Origin of the sequence: Paenibacillus sp. MMO-177 (genome assembly GCF_037147795.1) — a bacterium.
Lineage (GTDB): Bacteria > Bacillota > Bacilli > Paenibacillales > Paenibacillaceae > Pristimantibacillus.
The window spans coordinates 1-16,647 of record NZ_JBBCUR010000019.1 but is presented as its reverse complement, the minus strand read 5'-3'; the positions used below and the strand labels follow the sequence as shown (position 1 = coordinate 16,647).

17 protein-coding genes and 6 tRNA genes are annotated in these 16,647 nt (G+C 52.0%); 1 reads left to right on the top strand and 22 read right to left on the bottom strand.

The annotated features are described in order from the left end of the window. Positions 1-19: 19 nt before the first annotated feature. The 16 genes from hisIE to WFK81_RS29815 all read right to left on the bottom strand — a co-directional run bounded on the left by hisIE (position 20) and on the right by WFK81_RS29815 (position 15,014). On the bottom strand, positions 20-721 hold the full coding sequence (gene hisIE / locus WFK81_RS29890) for a bifunctional phosphoribosyl-AMP cyclohydrolase/phosphoribosyl-ATP diphosphatase HisIE (protein WP_336790962.1): 702 nt from the start codon (positions 719-721) through the stop codon (positions 20-22). Beyond that, complete coding sequence (gene hisF / locus WFK81_RS29885) at positions 718-1,476, bottom strand: imidazole glycerol phosphate synthase subunit HisF (protein WP_132313400.1); 759 nt, start codon at positions 1,474-1,476, stop codon at positions 718-720. The genes hisIE and hisF overlap by 4 nt, the downstream gene beginning before the upstream one ends. A gap of 47 nt (positions 1,477-1,523) precedes the next feature. Continuing rightward, positions 1,524-2,147, bottom strand: a complete 624-nt coding sequence (hisH, locus tag WFK81_RS29880; RefSeq protein ID WP_336790961.1) for an imidazole glycerol phosphate synthase subunit HisH — start codon at positions 2,145-2,147, stop codon at positions 1,524-1,526. Position 2,148: 1 nt separating this feature from the next. Further along, positions 2,149-2,745, bottom strand: coding sequence for an imidazoleglycerol-phosphate dehydratase HisB (gene hisB, locus WFK81_RS29875; RefSeq protein ID WP_201009083.1), 597 nt, complete (start codon positions 2,743-2,745; stop codon positions 2,149-2,151). 45 nt (positions 2,746-2,790) lie between these two features. Continuing rightward, positions 2,791-4,077 carry a histidinol dehydrogenase gene (gene hisD, locus WFK81_RS29870; RefSeq protein ID WP_336790960.1) on the bottom strand — a complete coding sequence of 429 codons (1,287 nt, stop codon included), beginning with the start codon at positions 4,075-4,077 and terminating at the stop codon, positions 2,791-2,793. A gap of 45 nt (positions 4,078-4,122) precedes the next feature. After that, positions 4,123-4,767, bottom strand: a complete 645-nt coding sequence (gene hisG / locus WFK81_RS29865; RefSeq protein WP_012772162.1) for an ATP phosphoribosyltransferase — start codon at positions 4,765-4,767, stop codon at positions 4,123-4,125. After that, positions 4,764-5,987 carry an ATP phosphoribosyltransferase regulatory subunit gene (locus tag WFK81_RS29860; RefSeq protein WP_336790958.1) on the bottom strand — a complete coding sequence of 408 codons (1,224 nt, stop codon included), beginning with the start codon at positions 5,985-5,987 and terminating at the stop codon, positions 4,764-4,766. Before WFK81_RS29860 ends, hisG begins: the two co-directional genes overlap by 4 nt. 249 nt (positions 5,988-6,236) lie before the next feature. Next, the gene (locus tag WFK81_RS29855) at positions 6,237-6,767 is read right to left on the bottom strand and encodes an acyltransferase (protein ID WP_336790956.1); all 531 of its coding nucleotides are present in this window, start codon (positions 6,765-6,767) and stop codon (positions 6,237-6,239) included. Positions 6,768-6,771: 4 nt separating this feature from the next. Next, a complete protein-coding gene (locus WFK81_RS29850) occupies positions 6,772-7,425 on the bottom strand; it encodes an HAD-IA family hydrolase (RefSeq protein WP_336790954.1) in 654 nt (217 codons plus the stop codon). A gap of 29 nt (positions 7,426-7,454) precedes the next feature. Beyond that, a complete protein-coding gene (lgt, locus tag WFK81_RS29845) occupies positions 7,455-8,417 on the bottom strand; it encodes a prolipoprotein diacylglyceryl transferase (RefSeq protein ID WP_336790952.1) in 963 nt (320 codons plus the stop codon). 55 nt (positions 8,418-8,472) lie between these two features. After that, positions 8,473-9,411, bottom strand: coding sequence for an HPr(Ser) kinase/phosphatase (gene hprK, locus WFK81_RS29840; protein WP_336776874.1), 939 nt, complete (start codon positions 9,409-9,411; stop codon positions 8,473-8,475). A gap of 124 nt (positions 9,412-9,535) precedes the next feature. Beyond that, positions 9,536-10,930, bottom strand: a complete 1,395-nt coding sequence (locus tag WFK81_RS29835; protein ID WP_336790950.1) for a DUF4179 domain-containing protein — start codon at positions 10,928-10,930, stop codon at positions 9,536-9,538. After that, positions 10,917-11,459, bottom strand: coding sequence for a sigma-70 family RNA polymerase sigma factor (locus WFK81_RS29830; protein ID WP_336790948.1), 543 nt, complete (start codon positions 11,457-11,459; stop codon positions 10,917-10,919). The genes WFK81_RS29835 and WFK81_RS29830 overlap by 14 nt, the downstream gene beginning before the upstream one ends. A 182-nt stretch (positions 11,460-11,641) precedes the next feature. After that, complete coding sequence (locus tag WFK81_RS29825; protein WP_336790946.1) at positions 11,642-12,763, bottom strand: ABC transporter ATP-binding protein; 1,122 nt, start codon at positions 12,761-12,763, stop codon at positions 11,642-11,644. An 87-nt stretch (positions 12,764-12,850) separates the two neighbouring features. Next, on the bottom strand, positions 12,851-13,990 hold the full coding sequence (locus tag WFK81_RS29820; protein ID WP_336790944.1) for a PucR family transcriptional regulator: 1,140 nt from the start codon (positions 13,988-13,990) through the stop codon (positions 12,851-12,853). Positions 13,991-14,066: 76 nt separating this feature from the next. Beyond that, a complete protein-coding gene (locus WFK81_RS29815; protein ID WP_336790942.1) occupies positions 14,067-15,014 on the bottom strand; it encodes an MraY family glycosyltransferase in 948 nt (315 codons plus the stop codon). A 186-nt stretch (positions 15,015-15,200) separates the two neighbouring features. Here WFK81_RS29815 and ssuE point away from each other — a divergent pair, with 186 nt between their 5' ends. Beyond that, entirely contained in the window at positions 15,201-15,755 is a 555-nt protein-coding gene (ssuE, locus tag WFK81_RS29810) for an NADPH-dependent FMN reductase (protein ID WP_336790940.1), read from the top strand. A 111-nt stretch (positions 15,756-15,866) separates the two neighbouring features. Here the strand turns inward: ssuE and WFK81_RS29805 are convergent. The 6 genes from WFK81_RS29805 to WFK81_RS29780 form a co-directional block, all read right to left on the bottom strand. Next, a tRNA-Lys gene (locus WFK81_RS29805) sits at positions 15,867-15,942 on the bottom strand. Between the two features lie 14 nt (positions 15,943-15,956). After that, positions 15,957-16,040 (bottom strand) — tRNA-Tyr (locus WFK81_RS29800). Between the two features lie 9 nt (positions 16,041-16,049). Beyond that, positions 16,050-16,125: transfer RNA gene (locus WFK81_RS29795), tRNA-Phe, on the bottom strand. A gap of 20 nt (positions 16,126-16,145) precedes the next feature. After that, a tRNA-Asp gene (locus WFK81_RS29790) sits at positions 16,146-16,222 on the bottom strand. A 23-nt stretch (positions 16,223-16,245) separates the two neighbouring features. Beyond that, a tRNA-Val gene (locus tag WFK81_RS29785) sits at positions 16,246-16,321 on the bottom strand. A gap of 7 nt (positions 16,322-16,328) precedes the next feature. Continuing rightward, positions 16,329-16,405: transfer RNA gene (locus tag WFK81_RS29780), tRNA-Met, on the bottom strand. Positions 16,406-16,647: the final 242 nt, after the last annotated feature.

The following is a 16,647-nucleotide window of genomic DNA, read 5'->3' as shown; positions in this document are numbered from 1 at the left end:
CGGCCTTTCTCTTTAAAAATTATTTGCCCGCTTGTTCTCTTCTCATCGCATTGTTTGTCGCAGGTTTGCCATGGCGGCTTTGCAGTTCCGCCATCACATCGTCAAGCGGCAGGCCGCGTTCCCGCAGCAGCACAAGCAGATGGAACAAGAGGTCGCTTGCTTCGGAGCGAAGCTCGTCGTTATCGCCGTTTTTGGCTGCGATAATCGCTTCGGTTGCTTCTTCCCCGACTTTTTTCAAAATTTTATCGAGACCCTTCTCGAACAAATACGTCGTGTAAGCACCTTCCGGACGCTCCGCGTAACGCTGTGCGATCACGCCCTCGAGCTCGCCAAGAATGCCGAAGCGGTCATTGGAGGACGCCTTCGCAGAGTCGGCAGCCTTCTCGGCCCCGGCTACTTCAATCTCGTTGAAGAAGCAGGAGTATGAACCCGTATGGCAAGCAGGGCCTTTCTGGTCGACGCGTACAAGCAGCGTATCCGCATCGCAGTCATACGACATCGAACGGATCTGCTGGGTATGGCCGCTGGTTGCGCCCTTGTTCCACAGCTCGTTGCGGGAACGGCTCCAGAACCAGGTTACTCCAGACTCCGCCGACAGCTTCAGGGACTCCTTGTTCATGTAGGCCAGCATCAGCACTTCCTTGCTCTGCGCGTCCTGCACGATAGCCGGAACAAGTCCGTCATCGCTCCACTTGATAAGCTCTGCCAGTTGCTTCGTCATCGTACTTCCACGCCTTTCTGCCTGAGATCATCCTTCACTTCGCGGATCGTCATTTCTTTGTAGTGGAAAATCGTCGCGGCAAGGCCCGCATCCGCGTGGCCTTCCTCGAACACATCGGAGAAATGCTCGATCCGTCCCGCTCCGCCGGATGCAATGACCGGAATGCCAACCGAATCCGATACCGCGCGGGTCAGCTTCAGATCAAATCCGTCTTTCGTGCCGTCCGCATCCATGCTGGTCAGCAGAATCTCGCCTGCGCCAAGGCGTTCGATTTCGCGCGCCCACTCCAGCACTTTAATGCCCGTCTCCTTGCGGCCGCCATGCGTGAATACTTCCCACTCGCCCCAAGCTTCGTTGTATTTTGCGTCAATGGCTACAACAATGCATTGCGAGCCGAACTTGCGGGCACCGTCGCTCACCAGGGAAGGATTCAGAACCGCCGCCGTGTTGATCGCGATTTTGTCCGCGCCCGCGCGCAGGATCCGCTTCATATCGTCAACATGGGAGATCCCGCCGCCAACGGTAAACGGAATCGTAATTTCTCCGGCCGTCCGCTTTACGACCTCAATCATTGTGGCACGGCCTTCGACCGAAGCCGAAATATCGAGGAAAACCAGCTCGTCGGCGCCCTCCTGATCGTAAGTGGACGCAAGCTCAACCGGATCCCCCGCATCGCGCAGGTTCACGAAGTTGACTCCTTTGACAACCCGTCCGTCCTTCACGTCCAGACATGGAATAATACGTTTCGCCAGCATCTCGTGCACGCTCCCCTCTCGTTCTTGCTTATAAAAAACCGATCTATTTATCGCTGCGCTACCGGGCTTCCCGTCAAAGCAAGGAAATTGCCGAGCAGCTTGATGCCAAGGTCACTGCTTTTCTCCGGATGGAATTGCATGCCGTATACGTTGTCGCGACCGACAATAGCCGTTACTTGCTGATAGTAATCCGTTGTTGCCAGAAGGTCGCTGGCGACCTCGGGTTTCGCGTGGAAGGAGTGCACGAAGTAGACATGGCCTTCCTCGAGACCTTTGAACAGCGGGCTTTCCGACTGCAGGAAGCTCAGCTTGTTCCAGCCCATATGAGGCACTTTGTAATCGCCTCGGAAACGGATAACCTTGCCAGGGAGCAGGTTCAAGCCCTCGTTTACGCCATGCTCCTCGCTTTGGCTGAACAAGAGCTGCATGCCGAGGCAGATGCCAAGCAGCGGCTTGCCGGATGCCGCATAAGCCTTGGTCACTTCGTCCAGCTTCGTCTCGCGAAGATTTTCCATCGCGTCTCCAAACGCGCCAACGCCCGGGAGGATCGCTCCGTCCGCAGCCGCGATAACGGCTGGATCAGCCGTTACAACCGCTTCGTACCCAAGACGCTCCACAGCTTTGCTTACGCTGTGCAAATTGCCCATGCCGTAATCGATGATCGCGATCATGCTACAGCACTCCTTTCGTTGAAGGCACTCCTTGTACACGAGGATCGATGGTAGTTGCTTCGTCGATCGCGCGTCCCAGGGCTTTGAACACCGCTTCGATCATATGATGCGTGTTCTTGCCGTAGTGAACGATGACGTGCAGCGTGATACGTGCTTCCAGCGCAAGCTTCCACAGGAACTCGTGAACCAGCTCCGTCTCGAAGCTTCCAACCTGTGCCGAAGGATACTCCGCGCGGTATTCGAAATGCGGACGGTTGCTGACGTCGATAATGACTTGTGCCAGCGCCTCATCCATCGGTACAAATACGCTCGCGTAACGCTTGATGCCGCGTTTGTCGCCCAGCGCTTCGCGCAAGGTTTGGCCGAGGCAGATGCCGATATCCTCTACCGTGTGGTGATCGTCGATATCGATATCGCCGCGCGCTTCGACGGTAAGGTCGAATTGGCCGTGCTTTGTAAACAGGTCAAGCATATGGTTCAGGAACGGAACGTCCGTCTCGAGTTTCGCTTCGCCGCTGCCGTCAACCGCAAAGCTCAGCTTAATGTCCGTTTCATTGGTTTTGCGTGCAACTTCCGCTTTCCGTAGTGTATCCGTCACTTGCAATTCCTTCTTTCTATTATGAATGGTTATGACTGCTGCCTATTAATTGCCTTCCTGCTCCAAACGGATTTGAATGGCGCGGGCATGCGCCTCCAGCCCTTCATGACGCGCAAGCGTCATAATGCTGTTGCCGTTCTTCAGCAGCGCTTCCTTGCTGTAGTAGATAAGGCTCGACTTCTTCAGGAAATCGTCTACGTTTACCGGCGAGGAGAAACGCGCGGTTCCGTTCGTCGGGATAATATGGTTAGGTCCGGCAAAATAATCGCCAACCGGTTCCGAGCTGTAGGGCCCGAGGAAAATCGCGCCGGCGTTCTCGATCAGGCCAAGGAGGCTCATCGGATCGGCCGTCAACACCTCCAAGTGCTCCGGTGCCAGCTTGTTTACGACGTCGATGCCTGCTTTGATCGATTCCACGAGCAGAACAGCGCCATAGCTGTCGATGGATGCGCGCGCGATCGCTTCGCGGGGCAGAGTGGCAAGTTGACGTTCCACTTCAGCGGCTACCGCTTCCGCGAGCGTCTCCGATGGCGTTACTAGGATCGCGGATGCCATCTCGTCATGCTCCGCCTGCGACAGCAGGTCGGCCGCGATATACGAGGCGTTGGCGCCTTCGTCGGCCAGCACCACAATCTCGCTTGGGCCTGCAATGCTGTCGATGTCAACGGCGCCGAATACCGTCCGCTTCGCCAGCGCGACATAGATGTTGCCCGGTCCGCAAATCTTATCGACCGGAGCAATCGTTGCCGTGCCGTAAGCGAGTGCGGCAATTGCCTGCGCGCCGCCGACCCGGTACATTTCCTTCACGCCCGCTTCCGCAGCGGCTACGAGAATATACGGGTCGATACCTTCCTTGCCGCCGGTTGCAGGCGGCGTCACCATTACAATTTCCGGCACGCCGGCTACTTGCGCCGGAATGACGTTCATCAGCACGGACGACGGGTACGCCGCTTTGCCCCCGGGCACGTATACGCCGACCCGCTTCAGCGGCCGGAGAATTTGCCCGAGCATCGTACCGTCAGGCTGCAGATCCATCCACGAGTTGCGCTTCTGCTTCTCGTGGAATACGCGAATGTTCACGGCTGCCTCGCGGATCGCCGTGAGGAAAGCGGCGTCTACTTTATCGTACGCCGCGTTGATCTCCTCCTGCGTCACGCGAAGCGACGACGCATCAATTCGGACGCGGTCCAGCTGTTCCGTATAACGCAGCAGTGCCGCGTCCCCCTCCGCCTTGATCGCTTCGACGATCTGACGGACCGTTTCATTTTGCTCCGGCGATCCGTACTCCACCTCGCGCTGCAGCCCAAACTGCTCCGCCTTCATTATCCGCATAAGCTACCGTCCCCTTCCTCACCTTTATCCATTATTTCCAGCGTGTTAGACCTTTGCCGCAATCGTATCCTGCAGGCGGTCGCACAAGCTTTGAATCGCTTCGTTCTTCATCCGGTAGCTGACGCGGTTCGCGATCAGACGGCTTGTAATCGGGAAGATTGGCTCCATCTCGACAAGTCCGTTCTCGCGCAGCGTCTGACCCGTTTCCACCATATCGACGATACGGTCAGCTAGACCGATTAGCGGCGCCAGCTCGATAGAGCCGTTCAGCTTAATGACTTCCACCTGTTGACCCAGCTCGCGGAAATATTGCGACGCTACGTTTGGATACTTCGTTGCAACCCGCGGGTTAATAACCGGCTTCCAGTCCGCTAATCCAATCACGGACATCCGGCATTTCGCGATGCCCAGATCCAGCAGCTCATAGACGTCCTTGTTTTCCTCCATAAGTACGTCCTTGCCTACAATCCCGATATCGGCAACGCCGTATTCCACGTAAGTCGGAACGTCAACCGGCTTCGCCATAATAAATTCCATGCCTACCTCGGGAAGCTCGATAATCAGCTTGCGCGTATCGTCGAAGTCGCTTGGGATCGGCAGACCGGCTTCGCGGAACAGCTTTGATGCCTGCTTATAGATGCGGCCCTTCGGCATCGCAACCTTTAGAATGTCTTTTTTCGCTTCGCTCATTGCCCGCTGCCTCCTGTCGCCTTATCCACGCCGCCGATGAACGGCAGTCCTTTCGTATATGCCACGCCTTTGTAAGTAAACGAACCGGCGCCAAGCCCTTTCCAATCCACTTCCGTCATGCGCTCCGTGATAACGGCCGTACCCTGCTCGCGAAGCTGCTGTGCCGCAGCCAGAGCCTCGTCGCGGCCTTCGCCGTCATATCCGATCAGGACGCGCGTAGTGCCCGCCGTGTCCTCTTCCGCGCCAACCAGCTCCAGAATACGCGTTGTCTTCAGCGCGAAGCCCGTAGCCGGCGCCGGACGTCCGAATTGGCTGAGCAGATTGTCGTAACGTCCGCCGCTTGCGACCGGGAAGCCAAGATCCGCCGCATAGCCCTCAAACGTCATGCCGGTATAGTAGGAGAAATCGCCAATCATGGTCAAATCGATCAGTACATGGTCGCATACGCCGTAAGCCTTCAGCACATCCCAAATCTCGCACAGGTGGCGGATGGACTGCTGGGCAGTCGCATCGGCGCTTAACTGCAGCGCCTGCTCGCAGATCTCCTGGCCGCCGCGCAGCCGAAGAATTCCTTCCAGCTCGCGTTGAACCGGCTCTTCCAGCTTAAGCCCGCGAAGGCTTTCCCGGTAGCCGACGTAGTCGCGGTTCAGCAGGCAGGATTTCAACTGCTCCTGTGCCTCCGCGCGGCCTGCCAGCGTCTCCTCGAACAAACCGTTCAGGAAGCCGACATGGCCGATTGCGATTTTGAACCGGTCAACGCCCGCCGCCTTAAGCGAGGCGATAGCCAGCGCCACCACTTCCGCATCCGCTTCCGCGGACGCATCGCCAACGAGCTCTACCCCCGTCTGGAAGAACTCCGCCTCGCGCCCCGACTCCTCTTCGATCGAGCGGAATACGTTGCCGTGATAGGACAAACGAAGGGGGAACTGCGATTCCTTCAGCAGCGAGGATACAACGCGCGCAATCGGAGCTGTCATATCCGAACGCAGCACGAGTGTCGTACCCCGATTATTGAGCAGCTTGAACAGCTTCTGGTCCGATGTCGAGCTCGCGACGCCCACTGTGTCGTAGTATTCCATTGTTGGAGTAATAATTTGTTCGTAGCCCCAGCCTTTCATGCAGGCCAGCACATCGCGTTCAATATGGCGGAGCTTTGCTACCGCGCCGGGAAGATAATCTTTTACGCCTATCGGCTTCTCAAAAACTTTAGGTTTGGACATTTCTATTCACCTTCAAATACTTTAGTATATTAAAGTGCTACCATGTTACCATACTACCAAAATAAAATGTTAGTCGTAATATTAGCATGAACATTCGCTTCCGTCAAGGTGAAACGGCTCCACCGTCCTGAGGCGGAATAGCGCGTTTCAACGTCTTCCAGAATAAACATCCAGCAAGAAAGCCCCGCTATCCGCAATCTCAAGAGATGCGAATAGTGAGGCTTATCCCCTTTGGGCCGCTGCCGCCCGCTATGATCTCAGCAAGACCCGCCGATCTTCATCCTTATGCTCTCCTGCGTCCGTCCGCCTGATCTCCCGAATCGGATTGCCGCCTACAAACGTATTTGCAGGCACATCCTTGTGAACAACCGATCCCGCCGCAATTACGGCATTATCCCCAATCGTCACACCGGGCAAAATCGTGGAGTTGGCGCCAATCATCACATTCGAGCCAATCTTCACGTAGCCAAGCCGGTATTCCTTGATTAAGTATTCATGGGTCAGAATCGTTGTGTTGTAACCAATGATCGTATTGTCTCCAACCTCAATTCGTTCCGGAAAGAAAACGTCCACCATCACCATCAACGCAAAAGCCGTCTGCTTCCCGACTTTCATGCCGAGTATCCTTCGGTAGATCCAATTCTTTACCGTCAGCTCCGGGCAATACCGTGCCGCCTGGATTGCGATAAAATTACGTACCGCCTTAAACCGGCTAACCGTCCGGTACATCTGCCACAGGGCATTAGGCCCTTCTACGGGATAACGCTCCACGTTCCGCACAAGGCTATCGCTCCATTCCCGCGAATGCGTACAACTCGCGCATATCATCAATGATATACCGCGCTCCGTTCTCCTTCAGCAACTCCCCGCCTTTGAGCGACCAGGCTACTCCAACGGGAATAACGCCCGCTTCCTTCGCGGAGATCATGTCGACGGCGCTGTCTCCGATCATAATCGTTGTGGCCGGGTCCGCGTTCAGCATCTCCAGAGCCATAAGAACCGGCTCCGGATGCGGCTTCGGATTAGCGACATCGTCCACCGTAACAAACGCATCGACATAATCGTACAACCCGCAAAACTTCATTCCCCGCTCCGTCGACATCCGGATCTTGGTTGTAACAACGCCAATCTGAATGCCATGCTCATGCAAATTTTTCATGACCTCGTTCGTGTAAGGGAATGGCCGCAGCAGCTCGTCATGAAGCTTTGTATTTACCGTACGGTACGCCTTTATCAGATGCCCGACATCCGTAAGACCCGTAAAATTTTGAAATTGCGCCTCAAGCGTAAGACCCATGCTCGGAATAATATGCTCTCTCCCGAAGTCCTCGGGTACCAGACCTTTCAGCGACTCCATAAAAGAGCGGATAATGAGCTCGTTCGTATCCATAATCGTGCCATCCAGATCGAATAGCATCGTTTTGATATTGCTCGTCATGCTTGCTTCACTCCTACTGCTGTTAAGACTTACAGGTTGTCCGTTTTTGCGTCGGATACAGGCGCCGATGTTTCCTTCGTGGATACGATCGGATCGTTGTAACGCACAGTTGCCCATCCGTTTACGCGGCGGACAACGATAAAGATAACTGCCGCAATAACGAGCAGCACCGCAAGCAATTGCGAGATCCGAACATCGCCGTAAGCCGGATCGAGGAAGCCTTGCTCGAAACCGAGCCAAGTCATTGGCGTCCATAGAGCATCCATAAGCGAGCCTAGCGCTCCCGGACCTTGGAAGGCCAAGCTGTCCGTGCGAATGCCTTCAATGAAGAAGCGTCCGATCGAGTACCAGATGAAGTAGATCGCCACAAGCTCACCGGCACGAAGGAATTTCTGACGGCGGATGACAATCAGAATAATAAGGCCCACCAAGCTCCACAGCGATTCGTACAAGAATGCCGGGTGGTGATAGACGCCTTCGCTTGCGACATACATTTGATTGACGATAAAATCAGGGAGATGCAGCGTATTCCGCAGGAAGGTCTCTTCCACCGGACCGCCATAAGCCTCCTGGTTCATAAAGTTGCCCCAGCGTCCAATCATTTGGCCGGCCAGCAGCGCCGGCGCGCAGATATCCACCATTCTCCAGAACGGATACCCTTTGTAACGGAAGTAGAAAAATCCACATAGAAATGCTCCGATCAAGGCGCCGTAGATCGCAATCCCGCCGTTCCAGATTTTAAACACGTCCACGAAATTGTTCTTGTACTCGTCCCAAGTGAACGCCACATAATAAATTCTCGCGCAGATGACGGCCGACGGCACGCCAAGCAGCAGCAGGTCCATGAAAAACTCCGGCTTGATGCCGAATCTTTTCCCTTCCTGTACGGCCAGCAGCAAGCCAACCAGGGCCGCCGTACCGAGAATGATCCCGTACCAACGTACATGAATGTCCCCGATGGAGAATGCCGTTGGATCAATTAACAGATTCATTGTTCCATGCTCCTTCTATAATAGGTCTATTCCTGCATTGCATTCCCTAATGCGATCAATCGAAATCATCCGTATCCTCGGCAATCGTCTCGGTCAGCTTATTCGTAAATTGCAGAGCGGCGTTATACCCCATCCGCTTCAGACGGAAGTTCATGGCCGCAACCTCGATGATGACAGCCAGATTTCGGCCAGGGCGAACCGGTACGGTAACCAAAGGCACATCCGTATCAATGATTCGCGTCTTCTCTTCATCCAGGCCAAGACGGTCATACTGTTTGTCCTGCTGCCAGTTCTCAAGCTTGATAACAAGCGTAATCCGCTTACTTGTCCGCACCGCACCGGCACCAAACAGCGTCATGACGTTGATGATGCCTAAGCCCCGAATCTCAAGCAGATGGCGGATCAGCTCCGGCGCGCTGCCGAACAGCTGCCCATCGGATGTCTGCCGAATCTCTACCGCATCGTCGGCGACAAGACGATGGCCGCGTTTGACCAGCTCAAGCGCCGTTTCGCTTTTACCAATGCCGCTTCCGCCTGTAATAAGCATGCCGACGCCGTATACGTCTACGAGAACGCCATGGATCGTTGCGGTAGGAGCAAGCTTTTTCTCCAGGAAGTCCGTAATCCGGCTCTGCAGAATGGTAGTCGCCACATTACTGCGAAGCACTGCGATTTGGGTCATGTTGGAGTACTCGACCAGCTCATCCGGTGCCTCAAGCCCGCGGGTCAGAATTATGCAAGGCGTATTCTCGTGACACAGCTGTTCAAAGCGCGATCTGCGTTCTTCGCTTGTCAGCGTGCTGAGGAAGGTAAGCTCCGTCTTGCCGAGCAGCTGCACCCGCTCATGCGGATGATAATCGAAATACCCTGCCATCTCCAGACCAGGACGATACAGATCATCAACCAGAATAGAACGCTTCAAGCCGTCTTCGCCGGATACGATCTCCATCGAGAAATGTTGTACTAGCTCCGATACTTTTACTTTCTTAGCCATCGAACGGCCTCCTCACTTGCGTTCCCAATTAAGTTATATGAAAGGTGTAATCCATTGCCAATAGCTTCATCGTAAAGGAAAAAAGCGCTGAACGCAACGTTTCTCGGTCGCTCAGCGCTTTTCGTCATTTTATAACCACATTCACGGGTTGTTCGACATATCCCGGATATTGATACAGTTCGAAGGTTAACGGCTGTTTGTACGGTTTGTCAGGAATGGTGTAGTAAGCCTCGTATGTTCCCCCCGAACCGTCTGCATCCCCTCTTGAGCTGCTCTGTATGCCACCGGATTCCATTAACCTAAATTCCGTACCGGCTGCGTCATGAAATAATGCCTTGTAATCAAGCAGCCAATAACCATAGCCCTGTTCCTGCTTACTCAAACGCTTTGCTTCAATTGATAATTTGATCCCTGAAGTAGTTGCCTGTACGCTCGTTAATTGGATCCGGTCATCCGGTGTCTCCAATGTGGTTCCGGTTTCTGTATCAATGACAAACTTCTGTCCTTTTGGTGATAGAAGCAGTCCATCCGCTACCAGACGAAGATGCTGCGGCTTCTCAAAATAATTGCTCTGGAACGTGAGCGTTGTTGTACCATCGTCCAGCATCCCGAAACCGCCTTTTGTCTCCCAACGGCGCCCCTTCTCATCGACGAGAGCTAATTGAACAAAATGATTGGCGCGCATCCGCGAATCCGGTACTTTCCGGATCGTTACAGATGCTTGTAATGGCGTAACAAGTGCTTTTTCAATGATGAATTTTTGTCCGCCTATATCAACGGTCTTATTTAAAGTAATATCTTCCCTTAATTGCTCAAAGCGGCTACGATCCACTGCAATATCTACCTCATGCCATTCACCGCCGAGCTTCAGGCTAAACTGGATTTCGCTCGGAACAGGAACGCCGTCCACCAACATAATATCAATCATGTCATGGATACTATTCGCAGTATCCGGTTCCGTCTCCGTCTTTCCGATACTGTAATAATTGCTCCCTATCATAGCTTCTAATGGACTCCCCTTACCGTCCGCGATTTTATATTCCGTTCCAGAAGCATTTTTACTAATATCCGGCCCCTCAGCTGTATAAAAAATAACAATCCGCTGCTGATCGGCCATAATGCCATCCACCTTCAGCGTATAACCATTCTTGCTGACCGACTTGTTGACCGGCTGAATAAACTCATGGTTCATCGCGCTTGTCAGCGTGGAATCCCCTTGGATTAACTCCACAACCCCATTCAAACCCGGTATCTCGCGCACAAGTTCCGCAAAAGCAGGGGATACCCGGATACAAGCAGTAAGAAGAACCAATACACAGACTGCCGCTGCCGTCATCTGCAAAGTCAGTCTGCTTCTTTTCTTTCTCTTTAGCTGTTCTCGTCCTTTCTGCACGCCCAGTCTAACCGCTGCAGTAAAGGATTCATCCGTAGCCTCGTCTAATATCAGTTGTACCGCCGCCTTATCCTCCTGTAAAAGCTGAACCATTCCCTGTTCAAGCTCCGGCTTATTCCCACTCAACCTTCATCCCCTCCTTTCCGTGTGCCTCATTCGTCCTTAATCGCTTTAATGCTTGATGCAGCCAAGTCCGGATCGTTCCGTCCGGCTTCTCCAGCAGCTCGGCAATTTCCGTAATCGTCATATCCCGGTAATACTTGAGCACAATGACCATTCGGTATTTGGAGGGCAGCCTTTGCAGCTGAACAGCCATATCCAACCGGTCAATGCCATGCTCCGTAGCAGTTTGAGCATCTCTTTCCGGAAGCCCGTTGCTTAGTGGCCGTTCACGAAGCCTTTTCTTGCGCTCGTCGAGACAAACCCGGATAAGAATCCTCGTAGCCCAAGTCGTAAAAACCTTCGGGTCCCGTAGGGAGCGGCGTTTGCTCCATACCCGGAAGGTTGTTTCCTGAATGGCCTCAAGCGCATCGGTCTCATTACGCATATAAGAATAAGCAATGCCGTAAAGGCGGCTTTGATCCATTTGAATACGCGCAATAAGCGCATCGTCGTCCCCTTTTATTGCTGCCGCCGCACAATCATCTCTGTCCATAGTCCCTCCCGTTCCAATCCTCATGTTTCGTTATGTATTAGACGCCTGAGCGGCTATTTCGGTTTTTTATTTTTGAACAATGCAAAAAACCTCTATTGGACTGTCCTTAACATGAACAGTCCCAATAGAGGTAAAAAAGGCCGCCCCCCCATAGGGAGACAGCCTTGTTGTAAGTGCAGGAATTAGTTCTCGAAAATGTTCAGCTCGGACTCTTTGTCGAACATATGAACTTTGTTCATGTCCAGAGCAAGCTTAACAGTGGAACCGTCACGCAGAGTCGAACGACCGTCAACGCGAGCGATTACTGTGTCGGAACCGATACCGTTCAGGTACAGGTACATTTCGTGACCAAGGTTTTCAGCTACTTCAACGTGAGCGTTAACGATAGTGTTCGCGGAAGCTTCCAGGAACACTGGCTCTTCGTGAAGATCTTCCGGACGAATGCCCAGGATTACTTCTTTGCCGATATAACCTTTGGAGCGAAGAGTAGCTGCTTTGCCTTCAGGCACAACAACGTCAACGCCAGTTGTTTTGAATTTCAGTGTACCGCCTTGGTCAGCAAGCGTACCTGTGATAAAGTTCATCGAAGGAGCTCCGATGAAGCCAGCTACGAAGATATTTACCGGGTGGTTGTACAGCTCTTCAGGAGAAGCTGTTTGTTGAATGAAACCGTCTTTCATAACAACGATACGGTCACCCATTGTCATTGCTTCGATCTGGTCATGCGTTACGTAGATTGTAGTTGTTTCAAGACGTTTAGTCAGCTTGCTGATCTCAGCACGCATTTGACCGCGAAGTTTAGCGTCCAAGTTGGAGAGTGGTTCGTCCATCAAGAATACTTGTGGTTCACGAACGATAGCGCGTCCCAAAGCTACACGTTGACGTTGACCGCCGGAGAGAGCTTTTGGTTTACGATCCAGCAAATGCTCGATATCAAGAATTTTAGCAGCTTCACGAACGCGTTTGTCGATGTCTGCTTTTTTGAATTTACGAAGTTTAAGACCGAACGCCATGTTTTGATAAACGTTCATGTGCGGGTACAGCGCGTAGGATTGGAATACCATCGCGATGTCGCGGTCTTTCGGTGCTACGTCGTTTACGACGCGGTCGCCGATGTACAGTTTACCTTCGGAGATTTCTTCAAGACCTGCGATCATACGAAGAGTTGTCGATTTACCACAGCCGGAAGGTCCTACCAGTACCAGAAACTCTTTGTCCTTAATGTCAAGGTTAACATCAGTTACCGAAGCTTTGTCGGAACCCGGGTATTTTTTGTAAATGCCTTCTAAACGTACGCCTGCCATTTGAATGTCCCCCTAAAAGAAAATTTCTTATGGGTCTATCTTATCTCACAGGCCCGTTTGTGACTATGCACAAACTTTACAAAAAAACTAATTCCTTTTCGTAACTTTGTACAATAGTAAAATTATTTTGACTAAAACAGCATCCCGGAACTGCCGGACATCCAATCCGGTTTCCTGTTTTAACTTATCTAAACGATATAATAACGTATTCCGGTGAATATAAAGTTTCTTTGCGGTTTCGCTTACATTGCAGTCAAGCGAGAAAAAAGTCTCCAGGGTTGCAAGCATCTCAGCCTCGACAAAAAGCTCCGTGCGCTTCAGCGCGTGCTCCAGGTATCTAGAGCGCTGAACCTCCGGAATTGCGTTAAGCAGCCGTTCCAGCTGCAGCATCCATGGGAGATGAATGCTTGTCCCCACATGGAACTTGCGGCCGAGGTTAATCGTTTCACGAAGCAGTACGGTTGTCTCCACGATTCCTTTGGCCGGGCTTACCGGATGGGCAACGGCCAGATGGCATTCGCCGATCCATTCGCTGGCCAGCATCTCATGCAGGCCATGACAGATGGAAGACAAGCTGTCTTCCACCGTTTCTTCGTCTTCATCATCCATAAATTCGCTGTCGGCTTCTTTTAATAAAGAAACGGGTCCCCAAATCAGCCATTCTTGATTTTTTAACGGGATAAGCAGAATATCCTCGGCAAGGAAAGAGCGCAGAAGCTTCTCAAGCTCCGGATAGGATGCCTGCTTGCCGTTGGTGTATTCCGTTACTAATAAAAAAGGAATCATCTCCGCGAACAGCTTGCCGCCGGCCGTCAGATGATCGGGAATGGAATATGAGGGCTCCTCCGATTCAAGCTGCTGCTGAATCCAGTCGCTAAGCTTTAATGCGAATGACTCGCTCTCGGAGAGAGTGCTCGGCTTTGAAGCCTGCTGCTGAGTCTGGTTCCATTGCAGGGTCCAAGTAATTAACTCCGCCTCTGCCTGCTTCAGCTCCCCTTCGATTTCGAGCGCCTCCACCGCATTGCCCGACACTCTTACAACAATCCATGTCCTTCCGTTATTCGCTGCGCGATTGCCTTCCGATATCTTATCGCGGTTATCGTCGTAAGCCCAGCTTGTATCTGCTTGCTGCACAAGGCTCTTCCAGTCCGATAATGAGAACGTAATGAACCGAACCTGACAGTTCAAAATGTGCTGCAGCGGGGTTAACCAATCTGTCGTGCTCATTTTACATTACTCCAATCTCCAGCTCCAAGAATGACGCTTTATTTTTCGTCATTGTAACACAAAACCGCCGATTGGTTCAGCCTTTCATTACGAGCAGCAGAATCGACAGCAAGGAGAAAAGCGCCGCAATCAGATACATGAAGGAGACGGTCTGCACCTGAGTCAGCCCCCAGCGCATTAAGGCATGATGAGTATGGAGCTTATCCGCCTGATGCAGCCCCTTGCCGGTAGCCAGCCTGCGGAGCATCACAATAACCGTATCCAGAATGGGCAGACCTAGAGCAAGCAGCGGAACGAGTATCGTAATAAAGGTTGCTTTCTTGAATGCGCCATCGATGGCAATAACGGCTAGCGTATAGCCCAGGAAGGTTGCACCGGCATCCCCCATAAAAATCCGGGCAGGATGGAAGTTATAGATCAAGAAGCCGATACAGGCGCCGCCAATAATGATAGCTGTTACTCCAATGTCTCCTTGTCCTTTTATGAGAGCGGTAATAAACAAAGTCATGGAGGAAAGCGTGCATACTCCGGACGCAAGCCCGTCTACCCCATCAATGAAATTGATCATATTAATAAGGGCAAATATCCAAATGATCGTGCCCAGCGCATCGAACCAGACCGGAAAGCCGACAAAATGTCCGTTAGCCGGATTCATGACGCCATCCATATGTATGCCGAAAAAAAGCGGAATCATCGATACGCCCAAATAAATAATGACTCTAGGCCAGATCGGAAAATCTTTTCCTTTCGATTTTGAAGCATCGTCCATCAATCCGATACATACAAGCAGCGCCCCGCCAACCATAATGCTTAAACTCAATGGGGTTATGCCCTGAAAAGCAATAATCGTCGCGACACATGCCACGTACAGTGCGGCTCCACCCATTAGAGGAATCGGACGATTATGAATTTTGCGCCAGTTTGGCCGATCCACGATTCCGTATTTAAGCGCAATTTTTTGCATTACGGGTACGAAAACAATCGTAAGAACAGCGCTTATTCCAACAGCCAGCCAATACGTCATTCGAATGTTCCCCTTCGTCTGTCACGTCATTTGTTATAGCTTTCAACATTGTTCCCTGCCATGAGGAAAAAAATGATTAAAATCTTTCCCGGCAGCGTTATAATGTGTTTGACGACTGGAAATTCTCATGTTAGGATTAATCCATAGTTTACATATCGGAATTTATATAAATAAGGAGTGGATATGATGTCTCAAGTTGTTATTTTGTCCGGCAGCCCTAATCCCGGATCCCGTCTAGCAGGTATTACGCAATATGTTGAATCGCATCTATCGCAAAAAGGCATCTCCTTCAACCATATTACGGTCGCATCTCTTCCGGCAGAGGACCTTATTCACGCACGGTTTGACAGCCCTGCCATTGTTGAAGCTGCCGCAATCGTTGAAGCTGCGGATGTCGTTATTATTGCAAGCCCGGTGTACAAAGCATCCTTCACCGGCGTACTTAAGACCTTCCTTGACCTGCTGCCGCAAAAAGGCCTTACCGATAAGTTCGTTACCCCTCTGTTCATCGGCGGAACGATTGCCCATCTTCTTTCGATCGACTATTCCCTTAAGCCTGTACTCTCGTCCCTGAATGCCAAGCATTTCGGCAGCGGTGTATATGCCATTGACTCGCAAATCGCCCGCATAGACGCCGGTGTCGGCGAATCGCAGTTCGAGCTTAATGAAGAGCTCAAACAACGTCTGGATTCGTCAGTGGACGAGATCGTTGAAGAACTTCGTATTCGTAAAATCAAATAATTAAAGAAAATAAGCCTGAGGGATTCATAATCCTTCAGGCTTTGTTTATTCCGGTTTATAAACATCAAAAAACCCACAGACCAAAGTCTGCGGGTTGAACGTTTGAATAAATGGTGAGCCATGAAGGACTCGAACCTTCGACACCCTGATTAAAAGTCAGGTGCTCTACCAACTGAGCTAATGGCTCTCAACAATGAGAAATGGTGGAGGGTGATGGATTCGAACCACCGAACCGTTAGGAAGAGATTTACAGTCTCCCGCGTTTGGCCACTTCGCTAACCCTCCAAAAGCAAATGGTGGCTCGGGACGGAATCGAACCGCCGACACGAGGATTTTCAGTCCTCTGCTCTACCAACTGAGCTACCGAGCCTTACTTATGGACAAAAAAAATGGCGGAGCTGACGGGATTCGAACCCGCGGTCTCCTGCGTGACAGGCAGGCATGTTAGGCCTCTACACCACAGCTCCATGGATTATTGCAAAAACATATATGGTGGAGGCTGAGGGGATCGAACCCCCGACCCTCTGCTTGTAAGGCAGATGCTCTCCCAGCTGAGCTAAGCCTCCTGATATATGGTAGCGGCGAAGGGGATCGAACCCCCGACCTCACGGGTATGAACCGTACGCTCTAGCCAGCTGAGCTACACCGCCACGCTTGTCCCACTAGTGTCACTTACAGTCCGTGGGAGTACTGTAAGATCAGGTATCGACATCGCCAAATGCCGCTGCATTCACCCATGAATCATTGTACTAGACAATCATTCACTTTGTTGATTGCGCCCTGAAAACTGGATGCGAAAGTGTAACTCTTTAAGTCTTTAGGATAAGCCCTCGACCGATTAGTATTCGTCAGCTCCACACATTGCTGTGCTTCCACCCCGAACCTATCAACC